Source organism: Rhodoferax sp. (assembly GCF_028688795.1).
Lineage (GTDB): Bacteria > Pseudomonadota > Gammaproteobacteria > Burkholderiales > Burkholderiaceae_C > Rhodoferax.
In genome coordinates this window covers 1-18,702 of sequence record NZ_JAQTXM010000034.1, presented here as the reverse complement: position 1 = coordinate 18,702, position 18,702 = coordinate 1, and the positions used below count along the sequence as shown (strand labels likewise).

The window sequence follows — 18,702 nt, the reverse complement described above, 5'->3', positions numbered from 1 at the left end:
GGCCCGCGATTTTGTGTGTGTTCAATGAAATTGTTGCCGTCAAATTTATTTGTTGCTGACCGGTAATACAGAGATAACACTGATTCTGGAAGGGTTGATTGACGCCACATAATTATCGTAATGAGCTGCAGGTTTCACTTTGAGGAGACCGGCCATATTCGAGAGTATTTTTGTGGCACCACAGACTCAGCAGCGGCATCGTGAGACGGGCTTTACTCGCTATTCATTGAGGCAAACCGCAGTGCATCTGGTGTGGCTGGCATTGCGGATGCTGCCTGAAGCGCGCAATGGCATGGATACGGATGGGCTGACGGGCATCCACACCGTGCTGGACTTGGCTCGGTTAACGTGAAAGACACCACTCACAAGGCGCGACTCACCCTGGCCTGAGGTTGGCCAAACCGCCACGAAGTAGAAGGTAAACAGCTACGAGACCATCAAGCGGCAAATGCTGCTGAAGTTGTCGCAGTAGTTTCGGTGGTGGGCAAGAATCCGTATTTCTTGAGCATCTTCAGCCAGCGTGGTGCGTTTTTCTGGACACTCAACGCCTCGTAATCGACTGCCAAGTCGCGATACGGCTTATTGTCTTTAAGCATGGCAAAGATGATGCGCAGCATCTTGTGCGCCAGCGCCACGATTGACTTCTTGTGCCCCTTGCGAATGCTCAGAGCCACAAACTTGTCCTTCAAGGCACAACGACTTCGGCTGGCGGCTTGGGCGAACTCGCATAACAACCGCCTGACCCAGGCATTGCCCTTGCGGGTTTTGCCACTCTTACGTTTACCGGCGCTCTCGTTGTTGCCCGGACAAATGCCCACCCAAGAGGCCAGTTTCTCGGCGCTGCCAAAGCTGTCCATGTCGGCACTGATCTCCACCAGCAGCATGGCTGCACCCATTTGGTCGATGCCGGGGATGGTCTGCAGCAGGGTCAACTGAGGTTGCCAGGCAGACAAACCTTGCAGCAACGCATGCTCGAAGCGACCCATGCGCGCCTCCAAGTCCTCAATGTGCCCCATGATCTCAGTCAGCACAAACAGATGGGCGTCGCTGAGTTCCTCGGGTTGCAGGGCTTCAAACAACTCCGAGCGACTCGCGCGCAGGCGACCAGCAAGATCGAGAACACGGGCCATTGGTTTACCAGAAATGATCGCTTTAACCATGGCGCGTGCAGCTTGACCGTGAATGTCCGACACCAAAACGCCCAGGCGGATGCCCGCATCGGACAGGATTTTGTGCAGCCGGTTTTTCTCGCTGGCGAGCATGCCGCCGAGCTTTTGGCGCTGGCGGGCAATCAGTCGCAAGTGACGGATGTGTGCTGGGGGGATAAATGAGCCGCGCAGCAGACCGGCACGCGCCAAGGTGGCAAGCCACTGGGCATCGGCCACATCCGTCTTGCGCCCGGGCACGGTCTTGACGTGGCGGGCGTTGACAACCCAGGCGACAATGCCCACGCTCTCCAAGGCTGCATACGGGCTTTTCCAGTAAATGCCGGTACTCTCCATCACGACAATCTCGGGGTCAAACGACTTGGTCCATTGGGCCAGCGCTCGCCGGTCACGCTTGAAACCACCAAACTCCTGCATCTCCACGATCACTGATCCATCGCTTTGTTCACGCACTGCGCAGGCGCTGATCTTGGCTTGGTGAATGTCCAAGCCAATCACGCGCCGGTAGATCGGTTTGAGTTCCATCACAGTTCTCCTTTGACGATAAACACTACACTTCCATGCGTGTTGTCGCCCAGGGGCACTGCCATTCAACGGCCTATCAGGACAAAGCCCGACGGCTCTTTTTAACGTGCGCTGTCCACCACCTCGCAAGAAGTGGCGCCAAGCAATCCGGGGTACGAGTGAATGGCTGCGGGTCGAGTTAGATTTCGCGGTCGCAAACCATCAAAGATTTTCACGACCTCAGCCTCTGCGCGACTGCACACCCTCACAGTGTCTTTCATCATCGGGGGTGCTGCTCACTCGATGCATGACAGTTAGACCCGGCAATGGTGCGCAACCGCTGGGGCGTGGTGCTGGAGCACACGGTGAGTGAGTTCCAGGGCATGCCGTGCATTGAGCTGTAGCATGCACCACCGCCAAAGCAAGAGATTGCCTGTACCCGTTCGTTTGGCCACCTCGTGACAGAACTGGTGGATTAGCGAAAGCAATAACCGAATTCGCCAGTCTGGCGGCCACCAAATTGCGCAAGCAAGGACGTCTGGCCGGATAAATACTGGTCTTTATTCGAACCAGCCCGTTTCGCCCGGACGCTCAATACAGCCGCTCCACTTGCTTACCATTGCGACGCCCAACGGCTGACACGGCGGTTCTGGTGGCGGCAGCACTTGTCGGTTTGCGTTCAATCTACCGGCCAGGTTTTAAACTGGCCAAGGCCGGAGTCATGATGCAGGAGCTGCAGCCCGACACGGTGCAGCAAGGAGAGTTGGCGCTGGAAAATGAAGAGGGACCGGACCGCACGCTTTTAATGTCAGCCCTCGATAAACTGAACCAGCGCTATGGCCGAGGTACGGTACTAATGGCCAGTGCCGGACTGGCCGGAGAACGCCGTGTTTGGTCGATGAAGCAGGAACGCCGAACGCCAGGGTACACCACCTGTTGGGCGGACGCCAGTAGCTAGGGCATAGGTAAGGAGGTTAAGCGTCAACGTTGAAAGTCGGCAATGGAACTGTACTTCTGTTGCACAGCGATTGCTGTGTACAAGCCAAACTCAATTGACGAACTGGTCCGGGCACGTTGAAGTCCGCCACGAACGGCTTCTGACGGGTAATAAATTTGGCAACCCGTAAGCTGCCTGTCGTGACCAGCGGCAACGGGTCTTTATGCAGAGCGCCCAGTTATGAATAGATCGGCACTGGCAAGCATGTTGGCCGCTGGCATTGCGGCCAAAAACACACTCGTCAGCTATTCATAAGTTCGGTGGATTGCCCCCGGACCCCTGGGCATGATAACTTTACTGCCAGACTTGGTTGGGGTTTGGAAAGTTCAGGTACAGATGGTGTCCGATATTGCGGCGACATACGGCAAGACGGGAACATTGACCCAAGAACAGATGGTGTTCTGCCTTTTCAAACACTCTGCTGCCCAATTGTTGCGTGATGTCATCGTGCGCGAAGGAGGACGATACCTGGTGCTCCCGATGAGCTTGCGCATGATGCGAAGCTTGGCAACAAAGATTGGCATCAAAGTCGGTCAGCGCAGTGTCGGCAAGGCAATCGCGCGTTACGCACCCTTGGTTGGCGCCATGGGTGTCGGAGCCTACGCATACTATGACACGCAGAAAGTGGCCGATACCGCCATAGCGTTGTTCAGCAGCGAGGTTGTGGTGCGAACCGAAAGTCCCAAAGATTAAGGTAGGCTGAGTTACTGGCCAGTCAAAGCAATCGTACTGACAAAAGTGACCTTGACTATCAGCCAAGTTGCTATCACTAAAGCCCATGTTTTCCATTTAACCCGTGGCGTATTGAATGCATTTTCCGCAGGAGTGAATACGACAGTGCATGCAGCGCCAAAAAGCAAACCAGCCAAAGCTTGATTAACCTTTTGTTGCCAAAGTTGGTCGAGGTTATCAACGACCGGTTGAAATACGCTGACTGCCAATCCAAACAATATCCATCGAACCGCATAACCTCGCCATCTATACCAAAGTCCAAGGGGCGCACCTGACCAATGCGTCTTTGTATGCGTTGTCGTCATCATTCGTTGTATTCAGTGGAGTTTTCCAAGGGCTTTAGATGCCGCCTACGCAATTTCAGGAATCCGTCTTGAGGCCAGAATTGAGTCAATCGACTCGGTTTTTCTGAAAATTTTAAGGATTTCATCGCGCTCAGACACAGAGCCACTGATGACAAGGCGCTCCAGAAACTCCACAGAGACCATCCCGGATGCGTCATCAAGATTGGTATTGCGTCTCAAAAGTGCCAACTGAGTCAGTGCGCCAATTGTCAAGACGGCCCTTTGAGTATTGTCAATTGTCATTAGAAACCTGTAAATTTTTGATGCGCTTGGGCTCACTCAACTAAAAGTTGGGCAGCAATATAGTTCAATGATTCATATTTTATCTGCAGCGTGTGACTGTTCAATGAATCCATGTCCGGTATGTCCACATGACGCAATCCGCCACATTGCTGCTTTTAAGACCTCCATAAAGTGCGTGTGGCTGAATACATTTACGGTCCACATGGTTACCACGTGTGTGCTTTGACTGGTCTCATCGAATGGTTCACTACCATCAGACTGTCTGTTGGCACAGACAACATCATCACAAACGCCATCATTTCTTCAATCCGATATTGCTAATCCGACCACTGGTTGCATGAACTTTTTGGCATAACCAGTCGGAATTTTTGCTACGGTTGCAGCCTTCTTTCTTGAGCGTGGCGTTGACTGCCCAATGACAACTTTGCTCGATGCTTGACCTTTATTTTTTTTTCCAAGAAATTTAGACTGTACGACTACTGAATATCCAGCAGCTTTAACATTTGAAGCACATTGGTACCGAAAGCTGTAGGGTGTGACGCCCTTATTTTCACCAAATAGCTGAATCTGCGCAACACGAAAACCATTTGAACTCAGCGCAAGATATTTTTTGTTGAAGTCTATTCCAGAATTTTCAAAACCAACTTCTTTTTTCCACTGATTGATTGATTCGACTTGTTGGCGGACGGCGTCACATGCATCAGCACCAGTGATCAATATTTTTCTACTCACAGTGCGTTCACCTCCCGTCTGATTTTTAAAATCAGGGATGACAAGCTGAAATTTTGATTCGTCTTCTTCAATGCGCGCATGTTCCCACTCACACGGACGCAATCCCGTGTACAGAATTGCAATGCACATTTTTAATCCCCGATGTTGCCAAATGCTTCTGCCCTCTTTTATGTACTGTTCAATTCGAAACAAAAAATCTGCATTGACTAACTTCTGTTTACCACTACCATTTTTCTCTGGCAACTCTTTTGAACGCTGTGCAGCGCTCTTGCCGACGTTTGTGCTTGCGTCGGACCATTTGAATTTTTTTAAATGAAAAATTGAGCCCTCAAGTTCATTCAGCTCTTCATTGATCGCCTCTTCTGAAATGAGATCGTTCTGACTATCTGCGATAAGGTCAAGATAAGTGAGTGCCCGTTCAAACAAATTTACTATGCTTGCCTTGGCAAATCTCCATGCGTCTACTCTGTACACCTGTCGAAGTAAAGATATATGATGAAGGATTTCTTCGCAAGTGATTTCATCGATCGATGTCTTATTGTTGTCACGCCTAATTTTCTCCACCAAATATTTCGAGTTAGCGATGTAGGCAGCTTCTGTAGAATGTGCCCGATTTGGCTTTGATAATTCCATCTTTTCCTCAGGTTGACATGCATCCACAAAAGATGTCGATTTCAAACTGTCAAGATTTGACCATTTAATGTACATCACCTAGTTACCCCACTTTTTTTCAACATTATTTGAATTGACAAATGAACAATCTTTTGGTTGACAAATGACAAAGAATTTGATTGACAAATGAAATTTTACTGGAATTCAAATGAACAAATAAAGGATAAAAAAGCAGATTTTTAACCGAAATTTTGTGCACTTGACAAAGGAAAACACCAAAAAACATTGATTGCAAAATTGGTCTTCACGTCAATTTAGTGGCAAAAAACACTTCGTTTACTGTTTGATGTCGCTCATCTAATGAGTGTTTATCTACAAATTGTGGAGAAGTTTTAAAAAAAATCAACGTACATGTGCTTACGTTAGATGCATCCAATGCACACAGATGATCATCCATTGATAATTTATTCGTAGAAAAAACGCAGTCTAAGAACACTCGTTCAACACTCGTCCAACACTCGTCCAACACTCGACCAACATTAAAAATACAGACTGTCATCATCGATTAATGATTACGACTGCATTGTGTTGTAGCCTTACATGTTTTGGTAATTGCGTGGTCAATGTGCTCAATCGATATCTGGTGTGTTACGGAAAATCATCCATGATACAGATGTCTGTAGCTTTCAATCCAGCAAAGGAAGCGTGTCAAGTTGATGGCGACGCGATATCAAAACGATCTCTGACAGCAGAAAATTTTATTGCAGATGCTGTATTAAAATCAACGGCGACGACATCTTGTGGAGATTCGTACACGTCATATTTTTGATACGCGGCATTGGCACATCGTATGTTTTAGCGATAGCGCTTGTGCCTGCATTGATGTAGACGTGTTGATGTGGCGTCATCTGACGTTGCACCTGTTCATGTAATGCGGAACACATCTTCTGTACAGTCGGCACACACTGCTGCAACAGTTGTTTCAGTTTTAAAGCAGAATTTATGAGTCGATCAGTGCATGCGTCGGAAGAAAATTATGTGGCTGACGGTAAAAAAAACACACACTAAATAAAAATTTAGTAGCTGCCAATGTGAATGATATTAACATTCGATGTTGCAAAAATTAATACTTGGAACACATAGACGCCGCTATGCGGGACGGAGAAACCATTGCATCGCCACGCATGCGATAGTCCCCAAAACACCGGCAATTGCACACAGTTGATACACACCGTCGTGACTCACCAGACCCATCAATGGATTTCCATTTGAAAACGGGAACAAGGGCTGAATGTCGTGGTGAATCAGGCTGTCAAGGACAACATGGCTCAAGGTGCCGAAAAAAGCACTTGCAGTCATGGCAGTCCTGGAGGGCGTGTCGGATTGTGCGAGCCATGACAGCTTATGGTGAATGACCTCGTTGTTCCAATTTCTCAACAAAAATTTGCAAATGCCTGGGGCAACAAGCCTGACTAAGAATGCAATGGCGATTGCGCCAAGAATAGTGTGTGAGTGTCCGTGAAGAACGTCCGCGCCGGTTAGCATACCAACGCCTGGTTCAATATCCATGGAAACCTGAGCAATTCCGAAAGTGATCAAGCTTCAGTTTTGATTCAGCCCAGGCTTGGCGAAAATCGCAACCCCCATATGGAAAGGCGTGAAAGGCAAGTTCAATCTCCTGACACTTCACACAATGCTCCGATTGATTTAAAAATCGGCTTGCACGAGGACGCGCTGAATGGTAGCTGAATGTCGTCTGAAATCTAAATTTCTCCAAACAAAGCGACATTGAAAAGCTTGCAACCGTAATGGAAGCGTAAACCTTCAAATGCGGCGAGCGATGACAAACGCCAGTTCCCGCTATCTGACTACCCAGCTTTTCGGGGTGCCGACTGGTTACTTTTTTTTGTTATTTTTCGAGTGCTGCAACGGTACCGCGTATTGCTCTGACAGTGCGGCAATTCTCATCTTTGCGAGCGCTGATGCCTCAGGGTAATCTTTTTCATCGCACCACTCGACGCGAATATTGCTTTCACGCATTCCGCAAATTAAAACGACTCGACGGTCCATTGGATAAAGTTGTTCCTTTGCCATGCACATGGACTCGATGAGTGCCTCCGTTTTACCCGATCGAAGCTCTGACCAGAGCTCTGGCTTTGAGCGAGTGAAGACCATTAATAGATCTTCATAGTCTGGAACTTCACGACCCAAAGCTCTGTTCCAGGCAACATTTGCTAATAAAAGTGATGCATGTACGGCTTCCGAAGATGGCACAGTTTTGGTGTCTCGAAAACACAGCATTGCCAAATTCTTCATGATTTCTGACATTTTTGAATCAATCGCCATCACTTCCAAACCTCAAAAAAGGTTTAATGGTAAGGGGAGATGCCATCGGTAACCTGTCTGCTGGAAAAGTCTGAACGAAACAGCCATACGGAGTCCACCACTTTTCTCTGAATCTGACCTTCATAATTGGACGGCTGCAATTTCGAAATATTTGGACCAGCAACACTGACGCTCTCCCCCCAACCGAGTTACCAACAGCTTTTGCAATGGTGTGAAAATAGCCGTTTGTCCAGATAAGGCCATCCGATGGAATTGCAGGCATCTGCCACTTACTAATTTGATTCAAAGCATACTTCGTTTATGTTCAAGACTTCTTCGCTAGCCGTCGTGATTGCTGTCTTGATAGCACCACTCGCTCTTGAAGCTGCAGCTCCGGTGTTCAAGTGTGCCATCGAAGGTTCAGTAACCTATCAGAGTGTTCCATGCCCATCAAGTAAGAGAAGTGCTGCTCCAACTGTCGAAAAACTAAATGCCGATCGCCAGAAAAAGCTGAGTCAAGGTGGCATCAGGCCCCCAGTCTCATCAACGAATGCCCCGGAAGGGGAACCATCAACGACCACTGGTGGCACTTGGTCGAGTTCTTCGGGAAAAAAAGTACGTCCTCAAGCCACTGTCGCACCAACTGCATCACCAATCGATTCGTTCAAATGTGATGGTCGCATTCACTGCTCCCAAATGACTTCGTGCCCAGAAGCGAAGTTCTTCCTGAGTCACTGCCCAGGAGTCAAGATTGACGGAGACGGGGATGGAATACCCTGTGAAAATCAACTGTGCAATAAGTAGTCAAAGTTGAAATTCGGTAATGGGTGGAGAGTGGCGTACTTCACTTGAGCAGCGTTTGCTGTCGCCCACGATCAGGCAACTGTAGTGAAGTCCAATATGACAGTTCGTCAGTTCACTTTCCCATGCGTTTGTCGGACTTTGATTTGTGGACTGTTGAAAAGCACCTTCGACAGCACCATTTTCACCTCTCCCTCACCGCCCTGAGTGACCTGCCAACCATGAAACCGGACCAGACGAACAATTTCATTACCAATTTATTCAATGCAGGGTGATGTCTGCGCCGTCCAGTCGCGGGCTGATACTCAGGAACTGAACTTCCCGGCCAAGCATGACGATGCTGCCTGACTGTCGATTATTCCCAGTGTCACTGTACTCAAAAGTGTAGGTGCGTTTGAGTATGCGGCGTCCGTCTTCATCTCGTACCGGTTTGATATTCGCGAGGGCGACAGTATCGTCAAGGAATTGCACCTCATTCACATGACATTGGCTGCGGGCGCGCTCCACTGCGATCTCGTGGACACGGGTACTGTCGAACCATAGCCAAAAAAGAACTCCCAGAATGACTACGCTGATGATTTCAAACCATGACATGATAAAAAAGGGTGAGCCTGCCGCCTTAATGGCTACAGGTTAAAGATCAAGGCAGCCACGGGTAGCTGATATTTGGGTAGATTGGCATTGCAATTTTCCCCGCTGCGATAGCCAATCGTTGTACTCGCAGAAACAAACACACGTGAACCGAGATGAATTTTTGGCCCATCTGGCCGATCATGTTTGTTGGAGAGTAACACTTGCCCAAAGAAACTGCCCGATGCTGCCATTTTCTGCGGATTCATTGTTGCCCTTACGACGCAAACATCGTTTGCAGCTTGTTCTCGAACGTCTAAGAGGCAGATATCTAGTAAATCGTAGACCCGCATGGCAGCGTAAAGAGTCGCTCACCGCGTGCCAGGAATTTCTGTCAGGTTCTCCTGAGCGGTCATTGCCAGTGCTGGTCCAGTTTGGGCATTCGTCGATCCCAGGAACTCGGAAGCTGTCGCTCAACTCTGGACGCCAGTTTTCTCAGTCGACAGACTCTTGAGCAGCGATTCCGGTCGTTCGCGGCGAAGACGAAAATCGAACAGTTTTCTCCATAGCATCCCAACCCCGCACGCGGGCCAGGCGTTCTCAAAGAAACTAGGGGCTATGGCAGTGCTGTTGTTACGCCACCATGCGACCTGCGCAAATTTGCGCTAAAAAGGTGAATGGCAGCGCCGACATGACCGACACAGCATTGGTGTGAGCTCACAGTGGTTACTGCCACAGTTGGGTAAGCCCGCCCCATAGCATGGTCCGGGAATCGTCGGCGACATTGGTGAGCGCAGCGATGTGCATCCCGTTTGTGAGATTGAGTCAAATTCGACGCTTCCCATGGCGCTGCCATTCATCGACTATTTTGGAGGATGACATGGCAGTTCGCAAGAGAGAAGACGAGGTATTTCCCAACGCTGCAGGAATTGATGTGGGTGGATCAAGCCACTGGGTGGCCGTTCCCGCACGATCAAGCCCTGAGCCGGTACGCGAGTTTGGTGCGATGACGGATGACTTGAACGCGATGGCGACCTGGCTGATCGCGTCTGGTGTCGATACGGTGGCACTGGAATCTACCGGTGTGTACTGGATCCCCGTATTTGAAGTGCTCGAGCAGCGAGGACTCAACGTCTGGCTGGTCGATGCGCGACAAATGAAGTACGTGCCCGGACGCAAAAGTGATGTGCAAGACTGCCAGTGGCTGCAAAAGCTCATGAGCCTGGGCTTTTTGCGCGCTGCATTTCGCCCCGACGTTGAGGTGTGTGAATTGCGCGCCGTGGCGCGTCAGCGCGACATTTTGGTCGCAGAGCAAGCCAGTTGGGTACAGCGCATGCAAAAGGCACTGGTACAGATGAACATCCAGCTCACCGAAGTCCTCAGCGACGTCATGGGCCGGACGGGCGAATTGATCATCCGCAGCATTGTGGCGGGTGAGCGCGACCCCAAGGCACTGGCACGTCATCGGGACAGCCGTGTCAAAGCCAGCACTGAGGAAATCATCAAAGCCTTAACCGGTAACTGGCGCGAAGAGCACCTGTTTGTATTGCGTCAGTCGCTGGGGATGTATGACGACATCGCACGCCACCTGGCTGACTGCGATACCAAGCTCAACGCCGGACTGAAAAATTTGGGCCAAAAGAGCATTGATCTGGGCAAGACACCGCGTGCGGGCAGCAAACAGCGCAAAGAATATGACATGCGCCAGGTACTGGCCAACTGGGCCGGTGTTGACCTCACCCGCATCAACGGCCTTGGCTTGGCGGCAGTGACGAAGATACTCACAGAAATCGGCCCGGATTTGAGTCGCTTTCCAACTGTCAAGCACTTCTGTTCATGGCTGGGACTGTGCCCAGGCACCAAAATCAGCGGGGGCAAGGTGCTATCAGCCAAGACCAAGCGCTCGGTCAACCGGGTGCGACAAGCTCTAAAAGTGGCGGCGATGAGTTTGTCGCACTGTGACTCTGCCTTGGGCGCGTTCTACCGACGGCTGTGCGCCCGCATGGACAAACCTAGCGCCAACACGGCGGTGGCACACAAGCTTGCACGCATGGTGTACTTCATGATGACGCGCGGTGAAGCCTTCGTAGATCAAGGGCAGCAGCGCTACGAAGAGCAGCAGCTTCAGCGCAGTGTCGCCGCTCTCAAACGTCGTGCCACGGCACTGGGGTTCGTAATCGCTCCGGCTATAGCTGGAGTCTGAAAATTTCAGTCAGCAGGTTTTGTTTCTTGTGAGCATCCCAACCCCGCACGCGGGCCAGGCGTTCTCAAAGAAACTAGGGGCTATGGCAGTGCTGTTGTTACGCCACCATGCGACCTGCGCAAATTTGCGCTAAAAAGGTGAATGGCAGCGCCGACATGACCGACACAGCATTGGTGTGAGCTCACAGTGGTTACTGCCACAGTTGGGTAAGCCCGCCCCATAGCATGGTCCGGGAATCGTCGGCGACATTGGTGAGCGCAGCGATGTGCATCCCGTTTGTGAGATTGAGTCAAATTCGACGCTTCCCATGGCGCTGCCATTCATCGACTATTTTGGAGGATGACATGGCAGTTCGCAAGAGAGAAGACGAGGTATTTCCCAACGCTGCAGGAATTGATGTGGGTGGATCAAGCCACTGGGTGGCCGTTCCCGCACGATCAAGCCCTGAGCCGGTACGCGAGTTTGGTGCGATGACGGATGACTTGAACGCGATGGCGACCTGGCTGATCGCGTCTGGTGTCGATACGGTGGCACTGGAATCTACCGGTGTGTACTGGATCCCCGTATTTGAAGTGCTCGAGCAGCGAGGACTCAACGTCTGGCTGGTCGATGCGCGACAAATGAAGTACGTGCCCGGACGCAAAAGTGATGTGCAAGACTGCCAGTGGCTGCAAAAGCTCATGAGCCTGGGCTTTTTGCGCGCTGCATTTCGCCCCGACGTTGAGGTGTGTGAATTGCGCGCCGTGGCGCGTCAGCGCGACATTTTGGTCGCAGAGCAAGCCAGTTGGGTACAGCGCATGCAAAAGGCACTGGTACAGATGAACATCCAGCTCACCGAAGTCCTCAGCGACGTCATGGGCCGGACGGGCGAATTGATCATCCGCAGCATTGTGGCGGGTGAGCGCGACCCCAAGGCACTGGCACGTCATCGGGACAGCCGTGTCAAAGCCAGCACTGAGGAAATCATCAAAGCCTTAACCGGTAACTGGCGCGAAGAGCACCTGTTTGTATTGCGTCAGTCGCTGGGGATGTATGACGACATCGCACGCCACCTGGCTGACTGCGATACCAAGCTCAACGCCGGACTGAAAAATTTGGGCCAAAAGAGCATTGATCTGGGCAAGACACCGCGTGCGGGCAGCAAACAGCGCAAAGAATATGACATGCGCCAGGTACTGGCCAACTGGGCCGGTGTTGACCTCACCCGCATCAACGGCCTTGGCTTGGCGGCAGTGACGAAGATACTCACAGAAATCGGCCCGGATTTGAGTCGCTTTCCAACTGTCAAGCACTTCTGTTCATGGCTGGGACTGTGCCCAGGCACCAAAATCAGCGGGGGCAAGGTGCTATCAGCCAAGACCAAGCGCTCGGTCAACCGGGTGCGACAAGCTCTAAAAGTGGCGGCGATGAGTTTGTCGCACTGTGACTCTGCCTTGGGCGCGTTCTACCGACGGCTGTGCGCCCGCATGGACAAACCTAGCGCCAACACGGCGGTGGCACACAAGCTTGCACGCATGGTGTACTTCATGATGACGCGCGGTGAAGCCTTCGTAGATCAAGGGCAGCAGCGCTACGAAGAGCAGCAGCTTCAGCGCAGTGTCGCCGCTCTCAAACGTCGTGCCACGGCACTGGGGTTCGTAATCGCTCCGGCTATAGCTGGAGTCTGAAAATTTCAGTCAGCAGGTTTTGTTTCTTGTGAGCTGACCTTGCCGATGCGGGTCCAATTTCATCGGGTTTCAACCACCGAATCTAGGGGGAAGCCGCCATACGTGGGGCCGCCTTCGATTTCTCTTCGTGGCGGACGGCACGGCAGCGTAAGCGGACTTCCAGCGGATTTGATTCTTTGACTTGATCAAACAGACTATCCAAGACCTTTAGCACTATGGACTGTCGTGGGAGACTGCCTAAATAGTTTGTTCCATCATTCATACACTCATGGTCAGGAATTTCCCATCATTGCTGCCTTGGGTTTTCATTTTTTGCTTCAGGTGCATCACATTGGCTTGGAAAATTCTATAACAGTGTCGGATTTGTTGACATATTTAATTTTCAAATCTAACCGTCAGATGTAATATGCGGCACGAGCCGTTGATTTTATTGAATTTTGTCAAATAATTTGACTAATGGCCCGAAAATTGCTTGCTTAGCTGCGGGGTATGCGTCGCGGTTTTCCCAGAGTTTTTTATTAGTCCAAACCTTTCAGGGCCTACTCAGTGATCAAAAGAATTTTCTTGGCTTTAGGCCTCTTGTCTGCTGGCTCAACATTTGCGAGCCCCAACAACTTAATTAGATAACTCTCATTCTCTCAATCACTTAGGGCAATTCTTGCCTTTTTTATGCAATATTCAGGATAGATGGTGATTCGGTGAAATACTTTTCTTCTGTGATTTTAATGTTGGTTTTAAGTAGTGTTGGGATCAATGCCCAAGCTACATTGGTGGCCCATACAAACATCCTCCTACCAACAGCGCCTGGACAACCAGTCACGCTATCAGCTAATCTGTTCGCAGGAGTCAATCCCTTGCTTGGTTGGGTACCGACCGCGCAAAATTTCGACTCAATTTCCTATTCGTTTTCGTCAGGCGATGGTCAGACCGCAAGCGGAACTTATGATGGCTCAAGTGGCTTGGGTCCTTATTTCTCTGCACCATTCACATATTCACAGGCTGGCACCTACGATCCGACATTTACAGCCGACGCTTCGGTCACAACTAAATACTCTCTGTTCGAAAACGTTTCGACCCCTCACGTTATTTTGGTACCGAAACAACCTATAACTTATTGCACCCCCGTTCCCTACTATCCTTTTACGATTTGTTACACTGCGCCTAGTAATGGTTTTGATGTTTACACTTACTATACGACAGAGAGACGGCTAGCTAACACTACGTCAATAACAACTCTTGAATCCATAACGGCGACGTTCCCTGCACTGAGCTTTTCCGTTGATTCAGCATCAGGATTAACGAAGTTGACCCAAGCTGGATCATTTGCTCCGTCCGGAGGTGCGAGATACAATCAATTCGGCGGGTGCAATCAGGGCGATACAATAGCTCCGGATGGGCTATGCATTTCTCCCACAGTAGTCGGACCTGTCATAACGACTGACTACTCAAGCGTACCAGAGCCAGGCACATTAACATTGTTAGCAATTGGCTTCTTGTTGATTCTTGTGTTCAACGGTCGTCGTGCGCGTGTACAAAAGACTGGTGACCTTGCAGGCAATGTCTCCACATCTCGTGTTTAGCGTTATTTGCTACCCAACGATCTTCACCCACCGCTCTGCAGGCGCTGACTCTGCCCTATCATTCAGGGGCAAGCGTGTTGGCGCTGGCTCCGAATTGACCCAGCTCCGTAGGGCGGGTGCAACCCGCGCGGCACAATAACGAACGTCGTGTCAATTGATGCAAGCCCGATTTTGCCGTCCGTTGTGGCTATCTGGCAGGCAGATCAACAAGTTTAATTTCGGTTAAGGGTCTTTACAAGACTGCCACGATCGCAAATCCTATGACTGGTATCGCTGCTCAAGAGCCGGACAGGTAAGACCACTGGCAACCTCGTTTGGTTGACAGCTTCCAAGTTTTTTGCACTGCCGGTGAGCGACTGCTTCCGGCAAAATTGAAGGTCAGCTTTCCCACTTATCGGTGGGTTTCATGCGTATCCCGTGTGCGGCAGGTATGGGTCTTGGCCTGCCGGCTGCCCGAAAAAATGCCCGGCACCCAGGCTCATGACTCTTTAAGACACAAACCCGACCCTTAGCCGACCATCAACTTTCAGAACTGCCTTCTCTAGACCGGTCATTCGCCTATACATATCGTCGGTCAGCAAAGTGGCGTTGATTTCAGCGACCTCGGGACCCCCCCCGACCAGTTGCGGGTACTCATGGGTGCCGGCTTTCGGGCAGCAGAAAGATTTTCACTGCCGAGGTTCCATAAAGCTGTCATTCAATTAGCGGTGTCCGATCCGCATTGCTGACATTGGCCACAGGCAACAATGAGACAGGACTGCAGCGGGTCTACAGAAATTGAACTTGCCCGCCTGACACCCGACTTTGGCGCCTGCAAGTAGTTTGGCAGCTATGTGCCGGCGGTTTTGTCCCAGGTAACACCTGCAATCGACCAGCCGCTGTTGGTCATGTTTGTGGTTCCGGGCATCCGCTGAACACTGTGGACTACGCTTGGATTAGTACTGGGCGTCAGAATCTGCTTTCTGAACACTTGAAAAAAATGCACAGAGTTCGGCATCTGGAATTTGGTCATTTGCATATTTGAAGGTGCCCTGCTGCATTATCTCTAGGGCTGCTTTTCGAATCAGTGCGAATGTGGCGCGGGCGAGGCTGCCCCCAATTGAGACGCGCCGAACGCCCAAATCTTCCAGTTGGGTGACCGTGAAAGTCTTACCCTTCAACCCCATAACAACTGAGATTGGCCCGTCAATTTCCTTCACCAACTGAGCAACTATTTCCGGCTCCGCAGCGCCTGGGATAAACAGGCAATCTGCCCCAGCCTCCCGATACAGATTCGCTCTGCGAACTGATTCAGTAAACGGGTTGTCAACTCCAACGAGATAGCAGTCTGTGCGAGCCGTCAACGTGAACGGAATGCCTTTATCATCGGCCGCCTTTCGGGCCGCCCGGATTCTTTCGACAGCCATAGATACGTCGAATAGTGGGAGGGCAGCATTGCCAGTGAAATCTTCTATGTTTCCTCCGACGATGCCCGCATTTATGGCAAGGCTTATGGTTTCGCTTACTTGGTCTGAATTTTCTCCGTAACCTGCTTCCAAGTCGGCACTTACCGGAACTGCAACAGAATGAGCAATCGTTTTAATGCAGTCAAGCATTTCTGCACGACTTACTGACCCTTCGCTATCTGGTTGCCCCTTTGAAAATGCGATACCCGCACTTGTGGTTCCAATTGCTTGAAAGCCATGAGAAGCGAGCATTCGTGCGCTCCCGGCGTCCCAAGCATTGGGCATTACAAACAGTTTCGAAGATGTATGTAAATCCAAAAATTTTTGAGCTTTACATTCTTGAGTGTTCATGTCGTATTGTGTCGTGTTGGTTGGTCTGCGGTGCGAGCAAACGGTGCATCTATCGGCCAATTCTGACATCTGAGCTAGAGTGAAGTCGATTTTCGGCTCAACTACTATGCTCATCGGTAGTCAATTGAAACCAGTACTGACTATCTGTGGCACGACGCAAAATGCCCAAACGGCTTCTGCCTGGAGCCGCATTGGACAGCCCGCAAGCTGCCGTTCGTGAACGACGCCTGACAGCCTGTTGAAGTCAGCCGCCCAAAATTTCGACCGTTTTCACTCAACGGGCTCCAAAAGACCCTTGTGTATAGCTATACATAAGGGTCTTCTGAGGACAATCAACTCTCTCCAAGCCGACTACCAAAATTGATCGCCAAGAATGCAGTAAACCTCAATCAGTGGATTTTTGGTCGATCATCTTGCAGTCTCTTCTTGCAGTCTCTTCTTGCAGTCTCTGCCAGAACGCACAAATGATCACTATAGATGCATCATCCGCGTTGGATTCGCCGGTGGCAGCAAGCAACGCGGGGTTGACTCCCCACAATCCAAGGTGGTTCTGGACCCATTGACCAAGCCCAAAGTGGAGCGTCATCAAGTCACCTTCCAGCATGGCTACGAGCTTTGACTGTTCACTTTCAGGTACAGCACCCTGAAGCAGTCTGACGGCGGCCTCCACCGAAGTCGGGAATGCGTCTTGATGATCAGTCATTTGGTCGTGCCCCCGGTAAAAATGTTATCCCTGTGCGTTTGACCAACTCCGAGTAGCTGATGGGTCGGGATCCGCGGGTTGAATCGTCATTGAGGTGCCAATGTGCCCAGGCTCGGTTCCTGTCTTCGTCATAGACAAGTTTAAATAGATATTTGGGCACCCTCACCTGCCCAGGTCCAATGCCTTGACTTGCAGTAAAGCTGGGTTCATAAACTGGGCCAGTAATGACAAACACATCCCCACGTGCCCGAGACGCATATTTTCGTGTTGCTTGCTCAACAGTTTTGGCCCATGCACCCCCATTGTGTTTGGCTGCTTGCGGCACCATGTTGGCCAACGAAAAACTTTGAGCCATCGCCTGTACGGTCGGCATGTCACCCGCTGGCGCCATGTGCCCGCGTGACCAGCCACTGTGTTTGTAATCCTCCAACGTGGCTCGCTCCGCCTCTGGCAAGCGCGCATCAGCAAAAAACTTGGTAGCCCGCTTTTCATCGGCATCTTCCACCGATGCACGATTCAGCTTTTGTGCCACGAAAACTGCAGTCTTGCTCTCGCCTGAATGAAGGATCGCAAAAGCGTCGTAACACAGGGCACGGTTGGTGGGATTTGGTGCTACTTTGGGCGGTTGGGATTTGGCGAAAAATTGCGGACAAGCTGAAAAATCAGTGGTGGCGAAGCTGGTGGCGGCCGTTGTCGAAAACAACACGCTGAGAACGAAACGGAAAAGAAAGTGCATGAAATATTGCAATGAAAACTTAAGCGACAAGTAGAACACGCGGGCTAGGCTTTCGCTCGAACTACACCTGCTAACTGAGCAACAGCTATGTGGATCAGATCAAGTGCTACTGGGTCTTTGAAGTGCCAGCACAGGTTTACCAACCAACCAAAGTGAAAGACGTCCAGAACTGCTTCACCGGCCCTTGCCGTCAAGTCGTCCCTAGTGAATAACTTGCATCGACCAAGAGCCCGTCAGGCAGCAATTGAGCATCGAACAGGCTAAAAATCGCAATTTCGCAGTGAGACTATGACAGTACTGTCAAAACTGACAAAACTCGAATGCTTGAACTATTGGTAGTTTTGTCAGTTTCGACAGTGGCAACCACTTCGGCTTATCATCAAATGCCGGATCAACTTTTATCAGTTTTGGCAGTGTCTACCCTCCCCTTTTTTTGAAATATACAGGGACTTCAATGAAACCAATTTCTGAACTTCTGAAAAAGCATGACTCAATGCTTTACCAAATAGCCCCAACGGTCAGCGTTTTTGAAGCGCTGCAGTTGTTGGCCAAACTGGAGGTGGGTGCCTTGCTCGTAATGCAGGACGGCAAACTACTGGGCGTGGTGTCGGAACGCGACTACACCCGCAAGGTTGCCTTGCAGGGCCGCAACTCAAAAGAGATGACCGTTGCCGAGATCATGACGCGTGACGTGATTACCGTTGTGCCTCAAACCGGTACCCGTGATTGCATGAGCCTGATGAGCCACAGGAAATTTCGGCACTTGCCAGTGGTCGACAATGGCAAAGTGCTTGGACTGATCTCTATTCGTGACATCATGGACGACATCATTGCTGCCAATGAACAAACCATTTCACAGTTGACCGTAAGTGCTCCATGAACCCCAGACTTGTTGTTGGCGGCTGAAATAGACAAGCTCAATCCATCACAAACCAGATGGAGAGATGAGCATGAAGAACGCGCGGCACTATTGGTCAAACCACGTAGCGGC

The 18,702-nt window shown here is 50.6% G+C and carries 18 protein-coding genes; 8 read left to right on the top strand and 10 right to left on the bottom strand.

Features of this window, described 5'->3' with window-relative positions; all coding sequences use genetic code 11:
* Window positions 1–172: 172 nt before the first annotated feature.
* A complete protein-coding gene (locus tag PHQ58_RS19660; RefSeq protein WP_300114597.1) occupies window positions 173–352 on the top strand; it encodes a hypothetical protein in 180 nt (59 codons plus the stop codon).
* Between the two features lie 85 nt (window positions 353–437).
* Here PHQ58_RS19660 and PHQ58_RS19655 read toward each other — a convergent pair whose 3' ends face one another.
* On the bottom strand, window positions 438–1,691 hold the full coding sequence (locus PHQ58_RS19655) for an IS110 family transposase (protein WP_300114596.1): 1,254 nt from the start codon (window positions 1,689–1,691) through the stop codon (window positions 438–440).
* Between the two features lie 529 nt (window positions 1,692–2,220).
* Here PHQ58_RS19655 and PHQ58_RS19650 point away from each other — a divergent pair.
* Together PHQ58_RS19650 and PHQ58_RS19645 are read left to right on the top strand one after the other, a co-directional pair.
* Window positions 2,221–2,628 carry a DUF4113 domain-containing protein gene (locus PHQ58_RS19650; RefSeq protein WP_367187355.1) on the top strand — a complete coding sequence of 136 codons (408 nt, stop codon included), beginning with the start codon at window positions 2,221–2,223 and terminating at the stop codon, window positions 2,626–2,628.
* 378 nt (window positions 2,629–3,006) lie between these two features.
* Window positions 3,007–3,360 carry a hypothetical protein gene (locus tag PHQ58_RS19645; protein WP_300114595.1) on the top strand — a complete coding sequence of 118 codons (354 nt, stop codon included), beginning with the start codon at window positions 3,007–3,009 and terminating at the stop codon, window positions 3,358–3,360.
* Window positions 3,361–3,371: 11 nt separating this feature from the next.
* Here the strand turns inward: PHQ58_RS19645 and PHQ58_RS19640 are convergent, their stop codons facing one another.
* The 5 genes from PHQ58_RS19640 to PHQ58_RS19620 all read right to left on the bottom strand — a co-directional run bounded on the left by PHQ58_RS19640 (window position 3,372) and on the right by PHQ58_RS19620 (window position 7,676).
* Window positions 3,372–3,707: a hypothetical protein gene (locus PHQ58_RS19640; RefSeq protein WP_300114594.1), complete on the bottom strand. Its 336-nt coding sequence runs from the start codon at window positions 3,705–3,707 to the stop codon at window positions 3,372–3,374.
* Between the two features lie 42 nt (window positions 3,708–3,749).
* A complete protein-coding gene (locus PHQ58_RS19635; RefSeq protein WP_300114593.1) occupies window positions 3,750–3,986 on the bottom strand; it encodes a hypothetical protein in 237 nt (78 codons plus the stop codon).
* Between the two features lie 303 nt (window positions 3,987–4,289).
* Entirely contained in the window at window positions 4,290–5,351 is a 1,062-nt protein-coding gene (locus PHQ58_RS19630) for a hypothetical protein (RefSeq protein WP_300114592.1), read from the bottom strand.
* A 1,128-nt stretch (window positions 5,352–6,479) separates the two neighbouring features.
* Window positions 6,480–6,899 carry a metal-dependent hydrolase gene (locus tag PHQ58_RS19625; RefSeq protein WP_300114591.1) on the bottom strand — a complete coding sequence of 140 codons (420 nt, stop codon included), beginning with the start codon at window positions 6,897–6,899 and terminating at the stop codon, window positions 6,480–6,482.
* A 327-nt stretch (window positions 6,900–7,226) separates the two neighbouring features.
* The gene (locus PHQ58_RS19620) at window positions 7,227–7,676 is read right to left on the bottom strand and encodes a hypothetical protein (RefSeq protein ID WP_300114588.1); all 450 of its coding nucleotides are present in this window, start codon (window positions 7,674–7,676) and stop codon (window positions 7,227–7,229) included.
* Window positions 7,677–7,976: 300 nt separating this feature from the next.
* Here PHQ58_RS19620 and PHQ58_RS23695 point away from each other — a divergent pair, with 300 nt between their 5' ends.
* Window positions 7,977–8,459: an excalibur calcium-binding domain-containing protein gene (locus PHQ58_RS23695; protein WP_367187354.1), complete on the top strand. Its 483-nt coding sequence runs from the start codon at window positions 7,977–7,979 to the stop codon at window positions 8,457–8,459.
* A 258-nt stretch (window positions 8,460–8,717) separates the two neighbouring features.
* Here the strand turns inward: PHQ58_RS23695 and PHQ58_RS19610 are convergent, their stop codons facing one another.
* Window positions 8,718–9,050, bottom strand: coding sequence for a DUF3301 domain-containing protein (locus PHQ58_RS19610; protein WP_300114586.1), 333 nt, complete (start codon window positions 9,048–9,050; stop codon window positions 8,718–8,720).
* A gap of 856 nt (window positions 9,051–9,906) precedes the next feature.
* On the opposite strand from PHQ58_RS19610, the gene PHQ58_RS19605 reads away from it, so the two are divergent.
* The 3 genes from PHQ58_RS19605 (at window position 9,907) to PHQ58_RS19595 (ending at window position 14,476) form a co-directional block, all read left to right on the top strand.
* Entirely contained in the window at window positions 9,907–11,229 is a 1,323-nt protein-coding gene (locus PHQ58_RS19605) for an IS110 family transposase (RefSeq protein ID WP_300114584.1), read from the top strand.
* 344 nt (window positions 11,230–11,573) lie between these two features.
* Window positions 11,574–12,896, top strand: a complete 1,323-nt coding sequence (locus PHQ58_RS19600; RefSeq protein ID WP_300114584.1) for an IS110 family transposase — start codon at window positions 11,574–11,576, stop codon at window positions 12,894–12,896.
* Window positions 12,897–13,594: 698 nt separating this feature from the next.
* Window positions 13,595–14,476 (top strand): PEP-CTERM sorting domain-containing protein, encoded by an 882-nt coding sequence (locus PHQ58_RS19595; RefSeq protein ID WP_300114582.1) that lies wholly within the window; start codon window positions 13,595–13,597, stop codon window positions 14,474–14,476.
* Window positions 14,477–15,411: 935 nt separating this feature from the next.
* Here the strand turns inward: PHQ58_RS19595 and PHQ58_RS19590 are convergent.
* The 3 genes from PHQ58_RS19590 to PHQ58_RS19580 all read right to left on the bottom strand — a co-directional run bounded on the left by PHQ58_RS19590 (window position 15,412) and on the right by PHQ58_RS19580 (window position 17,711).
* Complete coding sequence (locus tag PHQ58_RS19590; protein ID WP_300114580.1) at window positions 15,412–16,272, bottom strand: isocitrate lyase/phosphoenolpyruvate mutase family protein; 861 nt, start codon at window positions 16,270–16,272, stop codon at window positions 15,412–15,414.
* A gap of 385 nt (window positions 16,273–16,657) precedes the next feature.
* Window positions 16,658–16,975, bottom strand: coding sequence for a DUF6794 domain-containing protein (locus PHQ58_RS19585; RefSeq protein ID WP_300114579.1), 318 nt, complete (start codon window positions 16,973–16,975; stop codon window positions 16,658–16,660).
* Window positions 16,968–17,711: a DNA/RNA non-specific endonuclease gene (locus tag PHQ58_RS19580; protein ID WP_300114577.1), complete on the bottom strand. Its 744-nt coding sequence runs from the start codon at window positions 17,709–17,711 to the stop codon at window positions 16,968–16,970. The genes PHQ58_RS19585 and PHQ58_RS19580 overlap by 8 nt, the downstream gene beginning before the upstream one ends.
* 454 nt (window positions 17,712–18,165) lie before the next feature.
* Between PHQ58_RS19580 and PHQ58_RS19575 the strand changes: the two genes are divergently transcribed.
* On the top strand, window positions 18,166–18,591 hold the full coding sequence (locus tag PHQ58_RS19575) for a CBS domain-containing protein (protein ID WP_300114575.1): 426 nt from the start codon (window positions 18,166–18,168) through the stop codon (window positions 18,589–18,591).
* The last annotated feature ends 111 nt before the right edge of the window (window positions 18,592–18,702 follow it).